General features: G+C 60.9%; 14 protein-coding genes and 1 tRNA gene. 4 read left to right on the top strand and 11 right to left on the bottom strand.

What is annotated here, in order from left to right:
- Positions 1-1,193: 1,193 nt before the first annotated feature.
- The 3 genes from BEN49_RS27200 to glyA all read right to left on the bottom strand — a co-directional run bounded on the left by BEN49_RS27200 (position 1,194) and on the right by glyA (position 3,933).
- Positions 1,194-1,556: a hypothetical protein gene (locus tag BEN49_RS27200; protein WP_125917045.1), complete on the bottom strand. Its 363-nt coding sequence runs from the start codon at positions 1,554-1,556 to the stop codon at positions 1,194-1,196.
- A gap of 88 nt (positions 1,557-1,644) precedes the next feature.
- Complete coding sequence (gene tatC, locus BEN49_RS19885) at positions 1,645-2,544, bottom strand: twin-arginine translocase subunit TatC (RefSeq protein ID WP_239692027.1); 900 nt, start codon at positions 2,542-2,544, stop codon at positions 1,645-1,647.
- A gap of 96 nt (positions 2,545-2,640) precedes the next feature.
- A complete protein-coding gene (glyA, locus tag BEN49_RS19880) occupies positions 2,641-3,933 on the bottom strand; it encodes a serine hydroxymethyltransferase (protein ID WP_070746166.1) in 1,293 nt (430 codons plus the stop codon).
- Between the two features lie 164 nt (positions 3,934-4,097).
- Here glyA and BEN49_RS19875 point away from each other — a divergent pair, with 164 nt between their 5' ends.
- Both BEN49_RS19875 and BEN49_RS30235 read left to right on the top strand, forming a co-directional pair.
- The gene (locus tag BEN49_RS19875; RefSeq protein ID WP_125917043.1) at positions 4,098-5,369 is read left to right on the top strand and encodes a tetratricopeptide repeat protein; all 1,272 of its coding nucleotides are present in this window, start codon (positions 4,098-4,100) and stop codon (positions 5,367-5,369) included.
- A gap of 66 nt (positions 5,370-5,435) precedes the next feature.
- Positions 5,436-5,558, top strand: coding sequence for a hypothetical protein (locus BEN49_RS30235; protein ID WP_262490227.1), 123 nt, complete (start codon positions 5,436-5,438; stop codon positions 5,556-5,558).
- A gap of 100 nt (positions 5,559-5,658) precedes the next feature.
- On the opposite strand, the gene BEN49_RS19870 is transcribed toward BEN49_RS30235, so the two are convergent.
- The 6 genes from BEN49_RS19870 to BEN49_RS19845 form a co-directional block, all read right to left on the bottom strand.
- The gene (locus BEN49_RS19870; RefSeq protein ID WP_239692026.1) at positions 5,659-6,096 is read right to left on the bottom strand and encodes a DinB family protein; all 438 of its coding nucleotides are present in this window, start codon (positions 6,094-6,096) and stop codon (positions 5,659-5,661) included.
- 128 nt (positions 6,097-6,224) lie between these two features.
- Complete coding sequence (locus BEN49_RS19865) at positions 6,225-6,650, bottom strand: DoxX family protein (protein ID WP_070746163.1); 426 nt, start codon at positions 6,648-6,650, stop codon at positions 6,225-6,227.
- 91 nt (positions 6,651-6,741) lie between these two features.
- Positions 6,742-7,806, bottom strand: a complete 1,065-nt coding sequence (locus BEN49_RS19860) for a serine hydrolase domain-containing protein (protein WP_070746162.1) — start codon at positions 7,804-7,806, stop codon at positions 6,742-6,744.
- A gap of 66 nt (positions 7,807-7,872) precedes the next feature.
- A complete protein-coding gene (gene polA / locus BEN49_RS19855) occupies positions 7,873-10,758 on the bottom strand; it encodes a DNA polymerase I (RefSeq protein ID WP_070746161.1) in 2,886 nt (961 codons plus the stop codon).
- Between the two features lie 152 nt (positions 10,759-10,910).
- Entirely contained in the window at positions 10,911-11,624 is a 714-nt protein-coding gene (locus tag BEN49_RS19850) for a LytR/AlgR family response regulator transcription factor (protein WP_070746160.1), read from the bottom strand.
- 124 nt (positions 11,625-11,748) lie between these two features.
- The gene (locus BEN49_RS19845) at positions 11,749-13,158 is read right to left on the bottom strand and encodes an FAD-dependent oxidoreductase (RefSeq protein WP_094123198.1); all 1,410 of its coding nucleotides are present in this window, start codon (positions 13,156-13,158) and stop codon (positions 11,749-11,751) included.
- A gap of 209 nt (positions 13,159-13,367) precedes the next feature.
- On the opposite strand from BEN49_RS19845, the gene BEN49_RS19840 reads away from it, so the two are divergent.
- On the top strand, positions 13,368-13,556 hold the full coding sequence (locus tag BEN49_RS19840; RefSeq protein WP_070746159.1) for a hypothetical protein: 189 nt from the start codon (positions 13,368-13,370) through the stop codon (positions 13,554-13,556).
- A 36-nt stretch (positions 13,557-13,592) separates the two neighbouring features.
- The gene (locus BEN49_RS19835; protein ID WP_070746158.1) at positions 13,593-14,123 is read left to right on the top strand and encodes a hypothetical protein; all 531 of its coding nucleotides are present in this window, start codon (positions 13,593-13,595) and stop codon (positions 14,121-14,123) included.
- Positions 14,124-14,194: 71 nt separating this feature from the next.
- On the opposite strand, the gene BEN49_RS19830 is transcribed toward BEN49_RS19835, so the two are convergent.
- Positions 14,195-14,749, bottom strand: coding sequence for an outer membrane beta-barrel protein (locus BEN49_RS19830; RefSeq protein ID WP_070746157.1), 555 nt, complete (start codon positions 14,747-14,749; stop codon positions 14,195-14,197).
- 107 nt (positions 14,750-14,856) lie between these two features.
- A tRNA-Pro gene (locus tag BEN49_RS19825) sits at positions 14,857-14,934 on the bottom strand.
- Between the last annotated feature and the right edge of the window lie 65 nt (positions 14,935-14,999).

Genomic DNA, 14,999 nt, shown 5'->3' with positions numbered 1-14,999 from the left:
ATGTATTAGGCCTGCCGCTAGCGTTCATCCTGAGCCAGGATCAAACTCTCCATTGTATAATATCCTTCACCCATTCGAAAATGGGCTGCTGTCTTGGCTCGCTTCGCTCACGTGGTGGCGTTGCTGCTTCGATTCGCGTTGTTGAGCCGGCCGCTCGCGCGGCCGGCTCCCTTACTATTTGTCTATTTCCGTCATTCAAAGAACGTACGCCGCTTCCTGTTGAAGCAACCGTGCGGGCCGGCCAACCAGCCCCCTTTTTCTTAGCCAAACCCCTTTCTTTTCGATTGGGAGTGCAAAGGTAAGTAATTATTTGGTAAAAGCAAAGTGAATTATTATTTTTAATTTGCTTAGCTTTTCAAATTTTGTTGCTTCCTATCGAAGCAATCGTATCACTTAACAAAACCTAGCAGATTCAGCTACTCATTTTCCTTTGGGGAGTGCAAAGGTAAGAAATTATATTGGCTTTACAACTTTTAGCAGATTTCTTCTAATCTGTTTCAGTAACCCATCATCACCACCGATTCAATACTTATGTGTGCAACGACAAGCTTTCCGTATTACTTCTTCGAGTCATTTCCCCGTTTGGGAGTGCAAAGGTAGAAAAACTCTCCGAGAAAACAAGGTGCTGCCAGAGTATTTAACAAACGGTGTCCTTAATGAAACTTAACGTTTTGAAAGTAAACCACTAAATTACCTGAAATTAGATGAAAGGTTTAAAAATCGGCGGTGGTCTAAAAATCATCTGTTTCTATTTAACTAGATATGAATTTCTGACTTACACATAAGATTCATGTTTAGGCAATAAGCAAAATCTTAGTATTGAAAGGCTTACTATAATTAATCCACCTGTATACTTGCTCGTATCTCTTTCAGCTAAGTATTGTAGGAAGCGGCCGAAACGGATGAATGCGCGCAGGAGCGCACAGCCAAAAGACAACTGTTGCGCCGCCTGAGCAACTCAATGAAACAAGTAGATGCTTTGGCGCTATACAGCTATACTCAATTAATCCTCACAAATAACCTAACTGGGTGGCTGAGAAAACCACGCTTTAGGCAGAATAGACTTTTAAATAGGATGCATTGGTTCAGTACGCCCTCGTGCTTTTGCGCTGTCTGCCACTTGATAGTCTAATTAGATGCTCTTCACTTTCTCCTGTGTTCGTGGCGCTGCTTTGCGGTGTGTTACAACCTACCTACTTTACTAGCAGCGTTTGCACTGTGCCAGTTTGCTTGTTCACTTCAAAGGCGGCGCGGTTGGGCATGCGGCGGGCCCAATCGGTGCGGGGTACCAGCACTTGCCAGTAGGCCCCGAGGTCGGTGGCGCGGGCTGAATCGACAACGTACAGGTTGGCATTGGGTTGGCCTTGCAAGTAACGGCTGATGGCGGTGCGCGCCGCGGCTTCGGTAGCGGCCCCAGTGGCTGGAGGGGAGGCGACCGTATTATCGACAACAACCGGGGCTGCGTCGGAGGCAGAAGAAGCGGGCTTTTGCTGGCAACTGGCAACGGCGCTAGCGGCGATTAGGGCCCCCAGGATTGTGAGATGGTTCAGGCGCATATTAGTTAGTGTGTATATATAAGGATGGGGACGCGGCCGCTGAAGGCGCCATGGCTGGGGCCCCATCGAATGAAGCTGAGATTCAGAATTAGTTCATGGGCGGGCCGATGGCGGTGTGGGCGGCTTCCTCAGCTTGCTGGCGGGCCAGTTTCGCATTGAGGCGGGCGGCGTCGCCGCGGCGGACCACGCGGGCAATGTGAATGCTAAGCTCGTAAAGGAGCATGATGGGAATGGTGACGATGATTTGGGCCGTAACGTCGGGCGGGGTGATGATGGCGGCCAGCACCAGAATGACCACGATGGCGTGCTTGCGGTAGAGCTGCATGATTTCGGGCGTGATCATGCCGGCTTTGGCCAGGAAGAACACGATCATGGGCAATTCGAATACTAGACCGCACGAGAGCGTCATAGTGGTGAGCGTGCTCAGGTAGCTCTGCAGGTCAATCTGGTTCTCGATGCTGGCGTCGACGGTGTAGCCGGCCAGGAAGTTGATGCTCATCGGGGCGGCGATGTAGTAGCCGAACAGCACGCCCGAGATGAAGAGAATTGACACAAAAAACACGGCCCCCTGCGAGTTCTGGCGCTCGTGCGGGTACAAGCCGGGCTTGATGAAGCGCCACAATTCCCAAAACAGGTACGGGAAAGCCAGGATGCAGCCCGCAATAACGGACGTGCTGATGTGCATCGAGAGCTGCCCGCTCATCTCCCGGTTCTGGATGATGAAGTTGACGTGGTCGGCGCACGGCTCGGTGCTCCCGAAGACTTTGCCCAGCTTACAGAACATCTGGTAAGTCCAGAAGTCGGCGCGCGAGGGCCCCAGGATCAGGGTGTGAAAGAGGAAATTCTTCGAGAAGAAAGCAATTGTGGCAAACACCACCACCGAAATCGCCGCCCGGATGACGTGCCAGCGCAGCGCCTCCAGGTGGTCGATGAAGGACATTTCGTGCTGGTCGCCCAGCGAGGGGGAAATTTGCGGTTGCGGTTGCACAGAACAGGAATTGGGGTAAACAACTTCGCGGACCCCGCCGGTGGGGCCCGCAGCGCGGGCCCACCAACCGGGCCCGCGCTGGGGCACCTACGAAAGTTAGGCGAAGAGGGGGTAATCCTGGAGCCAGGCGTTCACCTGCCGGCGCACGTGGCCCAGGCGGGTGTCGTCGGCGTGGTGGGTCAGGGCCTCGTCGATGAGCTCGACGACGCGGCCCATGTCGGCCGTGCCCAGGCCGCGGGTGGTGATGGCGGCCGAGCCAATGCGCATGCCGCTGGTTACAAACGGCGACTTGTCGTCGAACGGCACCATGTTCTTGTTGATGGTGATGTCGGCCTTGATGAGCGTGTTTTCGGCCAGCTTACCGGTGAGGCCCTTCGAACGCAGGTCAATCAGCATCAGGTGGTTGTCGGTGCCGCCCGAGATGATATTGTAGCCCAGGCCCGTGAAGCCGGCCGCTAGCGCCTGGGCGTTGGCCGCCACCTGCTTGGCGTAATCGGTGAAATCGTCGCTCAGCGCCTCGCCGAAGGCCACGGCCTTGGCGGCAATTACGTGCTCGAGCGGCCCGCCCTGGGTGCCGGGGAATACGCCCGAGTCGAGCAGGGCCGACATGGCCCGGATTTCGCCCTTGGGCGTCTTCAGGCCGAAGGGATTGTCGAAATCCTGGCCCAGCATGATGAGGCCGCCGCGGGGGCCCCGCAGGGTTTTGTGAGTCGTGGTAGTTACGATGTGGCAGTGCCGGAACGGGCTGTTCAGCAGACCTTTGGCAATGAGGCCGGACGGGTGCGAAATATCAGCCAGTAGCAGGGCCCCCACTTCGTCGGCGGCTTCGCGCAGGGTTTTGTAGTCCCAGTCGCGTGAGTAGGCCGAGGCGCCGCAGATGATTATTTTGGGGCGCTCGCGGCGGGCAATTTCCTTCACTTTTTGCCAGTCGATCAGGCCGGTTTCCTGCTCCACGCCATAGAAGCTGGGCTGGTAGAGCTTGCCCGAGAAGTTGACGGGCGAGCCGTGGGTGAGGTGGCCGCCGTGGCTGAGGTCGAAGCCCAGGATTTTATCGCCGGGGTTAAGGCAGGCCAGCATCACGGCGGCGTTGGCTTGGGCCCCGGAGTGGGGCTGCACGTTGGCCCAGGCCACACCAAACAGCTCCTTTACGCGGTCAATGGCCAGCTGCTCTACCTGGTCAACCACCTCGCAGCCACCGTAGTAGCGCTTACCAGGCAGGCCTTCGGCGTACTTGTTGGTGAGCACGGAGCCCTGGGCGGCCATCACCTGGTCCGACACGTAGTTTTCGGACGCAATCAGTTCCAGGCCGTGGGTCTGGCGGGTTTTCTCTTGGTCGATGAGGCCGAACACGGCGGCGTCGCGGAGGCGGGCAGGGGCGGTGGTTTGCATGTTCCAAAGGTACAATGGCCCCGCCGCCCCGCCCGCGGGCCCCGGGGCCCCCAGCCGCGGCTTGGACGATTTGCAAACAAGTCATACCTTCATTTAAAAATACTAGTTTATATTGTCATTCAATTGTTTAATTCATTATTGTTCATATTTAAGTACTATTTATTATGTCTACGCCACTTGCTGAGGTTCTGGCGCACTTGCGCGTTGGCAACCAGAAATTTCTCGTCGATTTCTATCAGCAGCGCCGCGACGTGTTTGCCCGCTGGGCCTTGCGCCAGCACCAACTTGGGGCCCCGGCGGCGCACGTGCTGCTGCAAGGGGCCCTGCTCGATTTCTACGACCAGGTATCCGACGGCCGCCTCACGCGCCTGCCCCCCGACGTGCCGGCCCACGTGAACCAGCTGGCCGGGCTGCGGCTGGCCGCTGCGGCCGCCCCCCTGCCCGCCGCCGAGGCCAGCCGCCGCCAGCAGCGGCTGGTGCAGTTCCACCAGTTGGGGCCCGACTGCCAGCGGCTGCTGACGTATTTCTACTTCCACGGCTACAACTTTGGGCGCATGAGCGGCAAGCTGGGCTTTGCCAACCCCGCCGTGGCCCGCCGCCAGAAAGGGGCGTGCCTGCGCCGGCTGGTGGATTTGATGGATCCTCCCCACGGCTTCCGCGGGCACCTCGACGCGCTGGAGCGCTTCGCCGACGGGGCCCTGGACGAGGCCGCCCAGGAGGCGTTTGAGCAGCGCCTGGCCACCGACGCCGACCTGGCCGCCGCCCACGCCGCCTACGAGCAGTTTGCCGCCGACCTGCGCTGGGCCGCCGGCCACGACACGCTGCGCCTGCGCCTGCACTTGCTCGACCGCCGCCTCGACCAGCGCACCACTTCGCTGGCCCGGCTCCAACGCATCAGCCGGCGGCACCGGTGGCGCAGCCTGCTGTGGGCCGCCGCCGCGCTGCTGGTGGCGCTGGGCACCGCCGTGGCTTGGTGGGCGACAAGCCGCGCCCCCCAGCGCGAAGAAGGTTGGGCCACCTACTACCGCCTCGATCCTGCCTTGGCACTTTCGACGGGCCAAGCGCGCAGCCGCCCGCTGCTGGCCCAGGCCCTGGCCGAGTACCGCGCCGGCCACTACCCCACCGCCTTGCACACGCTGGGCCGCCTGTCGCCCAACGAAATCGGGGCCGACACGCTGAACTACTACCGGGGCCTGTTCTTGCTGCAATCGGGGAATAACGAGGCGGCCCAGCTGCCACTACACCGCCTGGCCCAGGTGATGGGGGGGCCTCTGGCGCGCCGGGCCCTTTACCACTTGGGCATGGCCTACTGGCGGGCCCAACAGCCCGCCGCCGCCCGCGACGCCCTACGCCGCGTGGCCGCCGACTCGCTCAACCCTTACCAAACCAGTGCCTTGCGCGTGCTGGCCGCTGGAGAGCTCGACCCGCGCCCCTAATTCAACCCAACGCCGGAGCCCCGGCGCGCGTACACGGTGCGCATCCATCCTCAAAAAACCCACACCATGGCTACGACCACCAGCACCCCGAAACACACCGACCCCGCCACCAAGAACAAGGAAAAGAAAAACGAAGAGGAGATTACCGACAAGCCTTCGGGCAAGAAGGTGAAAACCCAGAAAAAGTAGGTTTCGCTTACCCAGCAAAAAGCCGGGGCAACGCAAGTGTGCGCTGGGGCCCCGGCTTTTTATCGGCTTTTGGAAGACAAGCTTTTGCCAACACTACCTTTTATTTCCAAGCGTGCAATAGGCGACGCACCAGAATAATTTCGCCGGTATGGTAAGCCGCGTGGTCGGCAATGAGCAAGGCTTCGCGCAGGATAGTCTGGCCGGTGCCGTGCGGCAGGGACGCCAGCAAGTTGGTGCCCGGGGCATGTAGCAAATGCAGAAAGCGCTGCCGGTCCTGCCGGATGTAGTCAAGCGTTTCCTGCCACTGGTCTTCGTCGGCGGTAGCATCGGGGGCGGGCCAGTAGCTGTCCGGCCATTTCGGCGATTCATGGCGGGGCTCGAGGCAAAACTCGACGATATCCCACTGCGCAATACGTATATGCTCAACCAATTGCCAAATGGTGTAGGGCACATCCGGTACATGCTGGTTCCACTGCGCCGGCTTCAAGTCCGCGCAGGCTTCCTCAAAGGTTGCGTGAGCGTTTCCTTTCGTCAGCATGCTAGTTAGTTCGGCCACTACGCCTTTTTGGCTGGGCCTATCCATTGGGGGTTTGCTACTTGGTATCATGCGTTTGCCAGCTACTGCCAGGCCGTGGTTTACGTCGGACGTGGTAAATGAAGCGCGCCCTACTTCTTCTTCATCAGCACTTTTAGGGCCCCGGTGGACCATAGCGCCCCGGCAATCAGCACGGGTTGAAAAAACAGCCGACCGAACCGCTTGGCATCGGTGTCGAGGCCGAAGGCGGAGAGGTGATGAGTGTACTGGTGAATGTTGCCAGGGAATACGGCGGCATAGAATGCAGCTAGGCCCACGCCTAGGCGCACACGATTTTTTCCTTTCAGCAGCAGCAAGCTCAAGCCCAAGCCGATTTCTACCACCCCCGAGAGCAACACGACCGTGTCCTTATTAAAAGGCACGAAATCGGGCACTTGCGCCTGGAAGTCTTTCCGTACGAAGGTGAGGTGCCCCGTGCCAGCCATAACCATGAAGGTGCCCATGAGCCCGCGGGCGACGTTTTGGAGGGTTGTCGTGTGAATGGCTTTGTGCAGCATGACTTCCGAGCAGATTAGTTGAAAGCCCGCCTATACGGTGAACAGCGGTTTTCGGCTTAGTTATAAATTTATTTTACTACTAGTCAATACTTTATTCGGCTAGCCACTGCGTGGCCCAGTATTGGCCGGGGCCAAAAAACAACTGTATCACTTTTTCCGCCAGTTGGGCACCATTGGCGCTGTTGGTAAAAATCAATACACTTTCCTGCTTATCAGGCAGCGTCATGAAGAAGCCTTTGAAGTTGCCGTTGTCGCCCCATTGCCACTGGGCGGGGCCCTGGCTGGTAGTGGCCAGCCCCACGCCGCAAGCCCAGGCAATGTAGGGATCGGCCGCCACGGCGGGCTGGCCGCAGCGGTTGGCGGCCGTGGCCGGTGTGCGTAGCAGCCGGGCCGTGGCCGGCCGCAAGCCCTGGCCCGTGCGGAACGCCTGCAAAAAGCGGTTATAGTCGGCCGCCGTGGCGTACAGGCTAAACCCGGCGTTGGCATCTGGGAAGTGGTCGATGGGGGTGGGCTTACCCGTGCCGTCGTGACCGGCGCTGGCCGTGGCGGCAAAGGATTCGCGCCACACAAAACTGCTATTTTTCAGCCCCAAAGGCTTAAATATCTCCTCCGTAGCCAGTGTTTCAAACGACTTGCCCGTGAGCTGTTCCAGCGTTTTCTGCAGAAATGCGTAGCCCTCCCCCGAGTAATTCCAGCAGCTATCGGGCGCGTATTTCAGCACCAGCACCGAAGTTTTCCAGCCGGGGCCCGTAGGATTCTCGGCCCAGTTGGGCAGGCCGGCCATGTGCGCCAGCACCATGCGGGCCGTGATGCGGGCCGCGCGGAGCTGGCCGTGCAGCCGGGGATAGTCGTGGTATTGCAGCAGCGGCTTGTCGAGGTCGAGCAGGTTGCGGTCGTGGAGGCGCAGGGCCACATAGGTCAGCATCTCCTTGCCCAGCGACGCCGCTTCGAATGTGGTGGCAGCCGTAACGGGCTGGTTGGCACCCGCCTCGCGCACCCCCAGGTTGTAAGCCTCCACAGTTTTACCCTTGGTGTACACTACCTGCATCCCGGGCACGCCGTAGCGCTGGAGCAAGGCCGTTAGCTCGGCTGCGTGTTGTGCCAGGGCCCCTTGGCTCAGCAGGGTGCACAACAGCAGTATTATTACACCCTTCATAACGCAAAACCGCTCCCTAATTAGACAGGAAGCGGCTCAAAGGTCGGCGAAAAATGGTATTGCTAATTAGTGCGCCTGCAACCAGTTGCGGCCGGTGCCCACCTCTACTTCCAGCGGCACGCCGCGGGGCAATAGCAGGGCCTGGGTCATCAGTTCCTTAATCTTGGGGGTGATATAGGCCACTTCCTCCTGCACGGCGTCGAACACGAGTTCGTCGTGCACTTGCAGGATCATGCGCGTTTTTAGCTTCTCCTCGCGCAGCCAGTGGTAGATGTTGATCATCGCCAGCTTGATGATGTCGGCCGCCGTGCCCTGAATGGGGGCGTTGATGGCGTTGCGCTCGGTGTAGCCGCGCAGCGTGGCGTTGCGCGAGTTGATGTCGCGCAGGTAGCGGCGGCGTTTGAGCAGCGTTTCGGCGTATTCCAGCTCGCGGGCCCGGTTGATGCTGTCGTCCATGAACTGCTTCACCGACGGGAATTCCTGGAAATAGGTGTCGATGATGTCGGTGGCTTCCTTGCGGCTGATGCCGATGCGCTGGGCCAGTCCGAAGGCTGAGATGCCGTAGATGATGCCGAAGTTGACGGTTTTGGCCTTGCGGCGCATCTCGGCGTCCACCTCGCTCAGCGGCACCCGGAACACCTTGCTGGCCGTGCTGCTGTGCACGTCGATGCCCTGGCGGAAGGCCTCGATCATCGTCGCATCGCCCGAGAAGTCGGCCATGATGCGCAGCTCCACCTGCGAGTAGTCGGCGGCCAGCAGCAGGTGCTGGTCGTCGCGCGGCACGAAGGCTTTGCGGATCTCGCGGCCCTTCTCGGTGCGAATCGGGATGTTTTGCAGGTTCGGGTTGGTGCTGCTCAGGCGGCCGGTGGCCGTCACCGCCTGGTTGAAGTTGGTGTGTACCCGGCCGTCCACCACGCTCACCAGCTGGGGCAGGGCCTCTACGTAGGTGCTGCGCAGCTTGCTGAGCTGGCGGTACTCCAGGATGAGGGCGGCAATGGGGTTTTCGGCCGCGAGCTGGCTCAGGATTTCCTCGCCGGTGGCGTACTGGCCGGTTTTGGTCTTCTTAATTTTACCCCGGCCGATGTCCATTTTATCGAACAGCACCTCGCCGAGCTGCTTGGGCGAGCCGATGTTGAACTCCTGGCCGGCTTCGGTAAAAATCTGCGCTTCCAGCTCCTGCACGTAGCCTTGCAGCTCGGCCGAGTACTCGCCCATCGCCACCGAGTCGATGCGCACACCCTCGTACTCAATACTACTCAGCACCGGCACCAGCGGGTTCTCCACGGTGTTCAGCAACTCCAACAGCCCCAACTCTTTGAGCATCGGCTCGAACACATGCTTGAGCTGCAAGGTCACGTCGGCGTCTTCGCAGGCGTAGTCCTTTACCTGGGCCGGGGCAATGTCGGCCATCGTAATTTGCTTCTTGCCCTTGGGCCCGATGAGGTCGGTGATGGGCACCGGGGCGTAGTGCAGGTAGGTTTCGGCCAGCACGTCCATGTTGTGGCGCATGTCGGGCTCGATGAGGTAGTGCGCCAGCATGGTATCAAACAGGGGCCCCGCCACCTCCACTTTGTAGTGCTTGAGGATGCTCAAGTCATACTTGATGTTCTGGCCGATTTTGAGGATGTCGGGGCTGCTGAAAAACGGGCAGAACTCGTCCACAATGGCTTGGGCGGTGGGCAGGTCATCGGCCGGCACGGGCACGTAGTAGGCCTCGCCCGGCCGGTAGCAGAAGCTCAGGCCCACGAGCCGCGCCGTCATCGTGTCCAGGCCCGTGGTTTCTGTGTCGAAGCTCACCTCGGTTTGGCGCAGCAGGAAGTGCAGCAGCGACTGGCGCCGCGCAGGCGTGTCCATCAAATGGTACTGATAGGGCACGTCTTCAAGCCGGCGGCGGGCCCCGGCGGGGGCCCCATCGTGGCCGGTTTCGCCCTCCTCGGCGCCGATGGCCACGGCCTCGTCGCCGGGGTTGCCGAAGAGCGAGGCTTGGCCACCGGCCACCGGCTTGGGCCGCCGGGCCCCGGTGGTGCCGGGCTTGGCCACACTGGCCGGGGTGCGCGGGGGCCCCTCGCTCAGCACGCGGGCGGCCAGCTGCCGGAACTCCAGCTCGTCGAACAGCTCGCGCAGGCGGGCCTCGTCGGGCGCGTCGAGCACCAGCTTGTCGGCCTCGAAGTCGAGCGGCACGTTCACGTGGATGGTGGCCAGTTCCTTGCTCAGCAGGCCTTGCTCGGCGAAATTGCGCACGTTTTCCTGCTGCTTGCCCTTGAGCTCATCCACGTGGGCCAGTAGGTTTTCCACCGAGCCGTACTTCTGGATGAGCGTTTTGGCTGTTTTCTCGCCGATGCCGGGAATGCCAGGGATGTTGTCCGAGGCGTCGCCCTGCAAGCCCAGGATGTCGATGACCTGTTCCACGCGCTCCACCTCGAAGCGGGCCAGCACATGGGCCACGTCCAGGATTTCGGCCGCATTGCCCATAAAGGCCGGCTTGTAGATTTTGATGCGCTCCGTCACGAGCTGGCAATAGTCCTTGTCGGGCGTCATCATGAACACCTCAAAGCCCTGGGCCTCGGCGCGTTGGGCCAGGGTGCCAATCACATCGTCGGCCTCGTAGCCCGCCATCATCAGGATGGGGATGTGGAAGGCCTCGATGATTTGCTTGATGTAGGGGATGGCCGTACCAATATCTTCAGGCATGGCTTGGCGCTGGGCCTTGTAGGCCGGAAACTGCTCGTGCCGAAACGTTTTGCCCGCGTCGAAGCACACGCCGATGTGGGTGGGCCGCTCCTTTTGCAGCACTTCCACCAGCGTGTTGGTGAAGCCAAGCACGGCCCCCGTGTTCAGGCCCTTGGAGTTGATGCGCGGGTTTTTGCTGAACGCGAAGTGCGAGCGGTAGATGAGGGCAAAAGCGTCGAGCAGGAAAAGCTTCTTGGGGGCAGCGGCGGCGGTGTCGGTCATGGTACGCGAAAGTACGGCGGGGCCGGGCCGGCCGTTGGCTAAACTTTGCCGTGCCAGGGCCCACGTGCGGGTTTGGGGGCCCTAAAAACGAGGGGCCCCGGAAATTGCAACAAGTGCAGCTTCCGGGGCCCCAGCAAAATTCTGTTTCGTCCTTACATCTTCGAGAGCCCTTTAAAAAAGCTCTCCTGGTACGACTTGCCGATGGGCACGTAGTAGCCGCCCTTCAGGTTGGCGGTGTTGTCCTCAATGGATTCGATGTGCTGGGTGTTGAGCAGGTAGCTGCGGTGCACGCGCACGAAATTGGGGAACACGGCCAGCCGCGCCTCCAGGGCCTTGAGGGTGGTGTAAACGATGTATTTCTGCTGGGCCGTGACAATATTCACGTAGTCGGACAGGGCCTCGACGTAGCGCACGTCGTCGAAATTGATGCGCACCATGCGACTGTTCACCTTTACAAACACGTCAGCGTTGGCAGGCGCCTCGGGGGCCCCGGCCGGGGCGGCGCTGGGCCGCGGATGCTGACGCACGCGCTCCACGGCCTGGCTAAAGCGGCCGTACTCGAAGGGCTTCACCAGGTAATCGGTCACTTGCAACTCGAAGGCATCGACGGCAAAATCGTGGCGGGCGGTGGTGATGACGACGGCGGGCGGGTCTTGCAGCAGGCGCAGCAGCTCCAGGCCGTTGAGGTGGGGCATCTCAATGTCGAGAAACAGCAAATCCACGGTGTGGCCCTCGCGCAGGTAAGCCAGGCCGGCAATGCCGTCGGCCAGCGAGGCCTTCAGCTCCAAGCCCGGCGTGAGGCTCACGTAGTGCTCCAAAGTAAGGCGGTTGATTTCGTCGTCGTCGATGATGGCGCAGGTGAGCATAAACAAGGAGCGCGGCTGGTAAAACTACTGGGCAAAAAGCACCGTTGGCAAGGCTAAAGATAGCCGTTGAGCCAGCAAAACTCATTACCGGTCCGGATGTTTCTGTTTCGTTCCTGTAGGGCCCCTATACGCCGGCGCGCGCTAGCTCCTCGGCCAAGCGGGCCTGCACAGCTGGGCCGTTAAAATCGGCTTCGGTCTGAATGTGAGGCATGAGCTGGGCCATCACCGCATCCTGGCGCTGGCCGGCGGCCCAGGCCTCGGCGTAGGGCAGGTGCGAGAACGTGACGCGGGTGTAGAGCGGCACCCAGCGGGTGGGGTGCAGGGCGGCGATTTTGTTCTCGATGCGCTTCTGAAGCAAAAAGCGCGGGTCGCCCACCCGGTCGCGCATCTCCACAAAGTTGTAGAGGGCCAGGTCAGCCATGGCGTCGGCGTTGGGCTTGCGCTGCTGCTCAAATTCCGCCATCACGGCGGGCCAGTCGGCGTCGCCGTGGGCATCGAGCAGGCCGTCGAGCACGGTGCAGTCCTCGAAGCCCACGTTCATGCCCTGGCCGTAGAAGGGCACAATGGCGTGGGCCGCGTCGCCGAGCAGCAGCACGCCGGCCGTGTGCCACGGGAAGCAGCGCACCGTGACGAGCGAGCCGGTGGGGTTGGCAAAAAACTCCTCGGCCAGGCGCGGCATCAGCGGCACGGCATCGGCAAATTCGGCGGCGAAGAAGGCCGTAACGGCCGCCGCGTCGGGCAGGGCGGCGAAGCTCGTGGGGCCCTCGTAGGGAAAAAACAGGGTGGCGTTGAACGAGCCGTCGAGGTTGGGCAGCGCAATCATCAGGTACTGGCCGCGGGGCCAGATGTGGAGCGCGTTTTTCTCCAGGGCCCAGGAAGCATCGGGGCCCGCCTCAATGGTCAGCTCCTTGTAGCCGTACTCCAGGTAGTCCTGCGAGTAGTTGTAGCGGTCGGTGCGCTGCATGGCCCCGCGCACGGACGAAAACGCCCCGTCGGCCCCAAACAGCTCGGTGTAGGGCTCGGCGTGCTCCTGGCCGGTGGCCACGTCGCGCAGGTGCAGGGTACGGCCGGCCAAGTCGAGGCGCTGCAATTGCTGCCCAAAGCGCAGCTGCACGCTGGGCCGCTCCTCCAGCAAATCGAGCAGCGTGCGGTTGAGCTGGTCGCGGTTGACGGAGTAGATGGCCTGCTCTGCGGCGCCGTAGGGCTGGCCCGTGAGCTGGCCCTGGCGGTCGTGCATCACGCGGCGATACAGCGGAATGCTAACCTGGCGAATGTCGTCGGCAATGCCCACGCCTTCCAGGGCCCGCCAGCCCCGGTCCGACAGGGCCAGGTTGATGGAGCGGCCCTCGCTGCGCTGGCGCAGGCGCAGGTCGGGGCGGCGGTCGAGCAGCTGCACCGCGTGGCCACGCTGGGCCAGGTACAGCGCCAGAAGCGAGCCCACCAGCCCCGCCCCGGCCACCGTGAGGGGGCCCACCGCCGCATCGGCCGGCGCCGTCGAAACCGCTTCAGCGGCAGTAGAAATGGGCAAGGCCATGGTCAAATGAGGTAAGTAAACTGGCCGCGAAGCTACGCCTGCCTAGCAACAGCCGCTGGCTACTGGGGTTCGTTAAGCCGATTTTTATAGCTATTCACCCCGCCAAAAGTGCCGCCTGCCGAAACCTAGGGACTGGTCAAAATCCAATAGGGGCCTTGGCTCCGAATAGTTAGGCAGCCCGTTGAATGAAATGATAGACTTTTTGCACAATGAAAGACTTATCGGAAGCCCTCGCTCACTTCGCTACCATTACCAGCGCGGGCTTTGCCCAGGCGGCTCCCGGCACAGCCCCTGGGCAGCGTCCCCAAGCAACGGTTACCACATTTTACCTCTACGGCTATTTCGTCGGTGAGGATAGCGATACGCTGCTCTGCGGCCACCCCGATTTGGTGTATTAACCCCGCCCACGGGGCCCCCGCCGCTACCTTTGCGGCATGAATACTCGCTATATTTTCCTGGCTGTTATCTTACTCAGCGGGCTGGCCGTGGGAGCTTACGCCTGGCTCGGCGGCCTACGCCCCGCCACCGTGGCCCTCGAAACCACCACCGCCCCGGTGTTTCTGGCCGGCCAGGCCTACGCCGGCTCGGCGCAAGGCGACGGGTTTGGGCCCCTGTTCCGCCGGGCCAAGCAAGTGCTCGACCAGGGCCGCCTGCCCGGGGCTGCCCTGGCCAACCTCTACTACAACAACCCCGAAGCAGCCCACGACACTGTGCGCGCCTTCATTGGCCTAGCCGTGGCCGACACGCTGCGGCCCCTGCCCGCCGGCCTGCGCTACCGCCTAGTGCCCGCCGGCCAGCGCGTGGTGGCCGCCCGCGTGGACGGCGTCAGTTACCTGCTCTCGCCCAACAAGCTCTACCCCGCTGCACTCGACGCGGTGAAGGACCAGAAACTAACGCCCCGCAACTTCTACCTCGAGCGCTTCGGCCCCGGCGAAACCGCCGAGGTGTGGGTGGGCGTGAAGTAGGGCCCCCAGCGCGCACAAAAAAAGCCCGGTGAGCTACCGGGCTTTTTTTGTGTATTTGAGGAATGTAAAAGCTATTTACCGAAGTAGTAAGCTGCACCTAATTGAAAATTATTCAAGCTAAACCCCAAATCCAGCGTGGAGGCACCGTCGAAGTTGGTGGCGTAGGAGAGGCCCCGCAGGGAAGCTTCCAAACCAAAACGCGGAATGGGAAAGAAGGCCAGCCCCGGCGTTACGCTCAAGTAGCCTTGGTTGTAGCCACCGGAACCTGTCTCATTCGTGCGGGTGTAGCCCAGGCTTCCTTGACCGAATAGCGCAAATTTATCGCCGTCCACGAACCGGTAATAGCGGGCGAAGGGCCCCACAGTATACATATTACTACCAAAGCTGCCCCCATTACCACTGTAGAGGCTGATGCTGGCGCTAATGCCTACCGCCAAATTATCGGCTACGAATGTGCCCACTTTAGGAGCAAACTCAAAAAGGTCCCTTGCCACCCCCGGGTCGCTGCTTACGCGGCTGTAGCCGATAGTGCCCGTTAGCAGGCCTTTGCCTTTGGTGAGTGGCGTCTGTGCGTGAGCGGTACCAGCAGCAAAGGCCAGTAATGCAAGTAGAAATACTTTCTTCATGAACGTGGAAAGGAAACGTGAAAACGTGGAATGTTCCAGCAAATGTATCCTTTCCCAGTACCCACAAAAAAGCCCGGCCCTTCTGAGGAAGAAGAGCCGGCTTTTTGTGGGTCGGGTGGCAGGATTCGAACCTACGGCCTCGTCGTCCCGAACGACGCGCGCTACCGGGCTGCGCTACACCCCGAAACTGGGGCCGATAGGGCGGCACCCGTTTCTATTTCCAATTACCGAAGCGGCCGAAAAAAGCCCT

The organism is Hymenobacter coccineus, assembly GCF_001816125.1.
In the GTDB taxonomy this organism is placed as follows: Bacteria; Bacteroidota; Bacteroidia; order Cytophagales; family Hymenobacteraceae; genus Hymenobacter; species Hymenobacter coccineus.
Note: the sequence above shows the minus strand (reverse complement) of the source record. Positions and strands in the feature narration are given on the sequence as shown.

What these genes read in the sequence shown, in the direction of transcription:
- BEN49_RS19835 (WP_070746158.1), top strand. Translation starts at nt 13,593, where the DNA reads ATGAATACTCGCTATATTTTCCTGGCTGTTATCTTACTCAGCGGGCTG.
- polA (WP_070746161.1), bottom strand. Translation starts at nt 10,758, where the DNA reads ATGACCGACACCGCCGCCGCTGCCCCCAAGAAGCTTTTCCTGCTCGAC.
- glyA (WP_070746166.1), bottom strand. Translation starts at nt 3,933, where the DNA reads ATGCAAACCACCGCCCCTGCCCGCCTCCGCGACGCCGCCGTGTTCGGC.
- BEN49_RS19830 (WP_070746157.1), bottom strand. Translation starts at nt 14,749, where the DNA reads ATGAAGAAAGTATTTCTACTTGCATTACTGGCCTTTGCTGCTGGTACC.
- BEN49_RS30235 (WP_262490227.1), top strand. Translation starts at nt 5,436, where the DNA reads ATGGCTACGACCACCAGCACCCCGAAACACACCGACCCCGCCACCAAG.
- BEN49_RS19865 (WP_070746163.1), bottom strand. Translation starts at nt 6,650, where the DNA reads ATGCTGCACAAAGCCATTCACACGACAACCCTCCAAAACGTCGCCCGC.
- BEN49_RS19845 (WP_094123198.1), bottom strand. Translation starts at nt 13,158, where the DNA reads ATGGCCTTGCCCATTTCTACTGCCGCTGAAGCGGTTTCGACGGCGCCG.
- BEN49_RS27200 (WP_125917045.1), bottom strand. Translation starts at nt 1,556, where the DNA reads ATGCGCCTGAACCATCTCACAATCCTGGGGGCCCTAATCGCCGCTAGC.
- BEN49_RS19875 (WP_125917043.1), top strand. Translation starts at nt 4,098, where the DNA reads ATGTCTACGCCACTTGCTGAGGTTCTGGCGCACTTGCGCGTTGGCAAC.
- BEN49_RS19860 (WP_070746162.1), bottom strand. Translation starts at nt 7,806, where the DNA reads ATGAAGGGTGTAATAATACTGCTGTTGTGCACCCTGCTGAGCCAAGGG.
- BEN49_RS19870 (WP_239692026.1), bottom strand. Translation starts at nt 6,096, where the DNA reads ATGCTGACGAAAGGAAACGCTCACGCAACCTTTGAGGAAGCCTGCGCG.
- BEN49_RS19840 (WP_070746159.1), top strand. Translation starts at nt 13,368, where the DNA reads ATGAAAGACTTATCGGAAGCCCTCGCTCACTTCGCTACCATTACCAGC.
- BEN49_RS19850 (WP_070746160.1), bottom strand. Translation starts at nt 11,624, where the DNA reads ATGCTCACCTGCGCCATCATCGACGACGACGAAATCAACCGCCTTACT.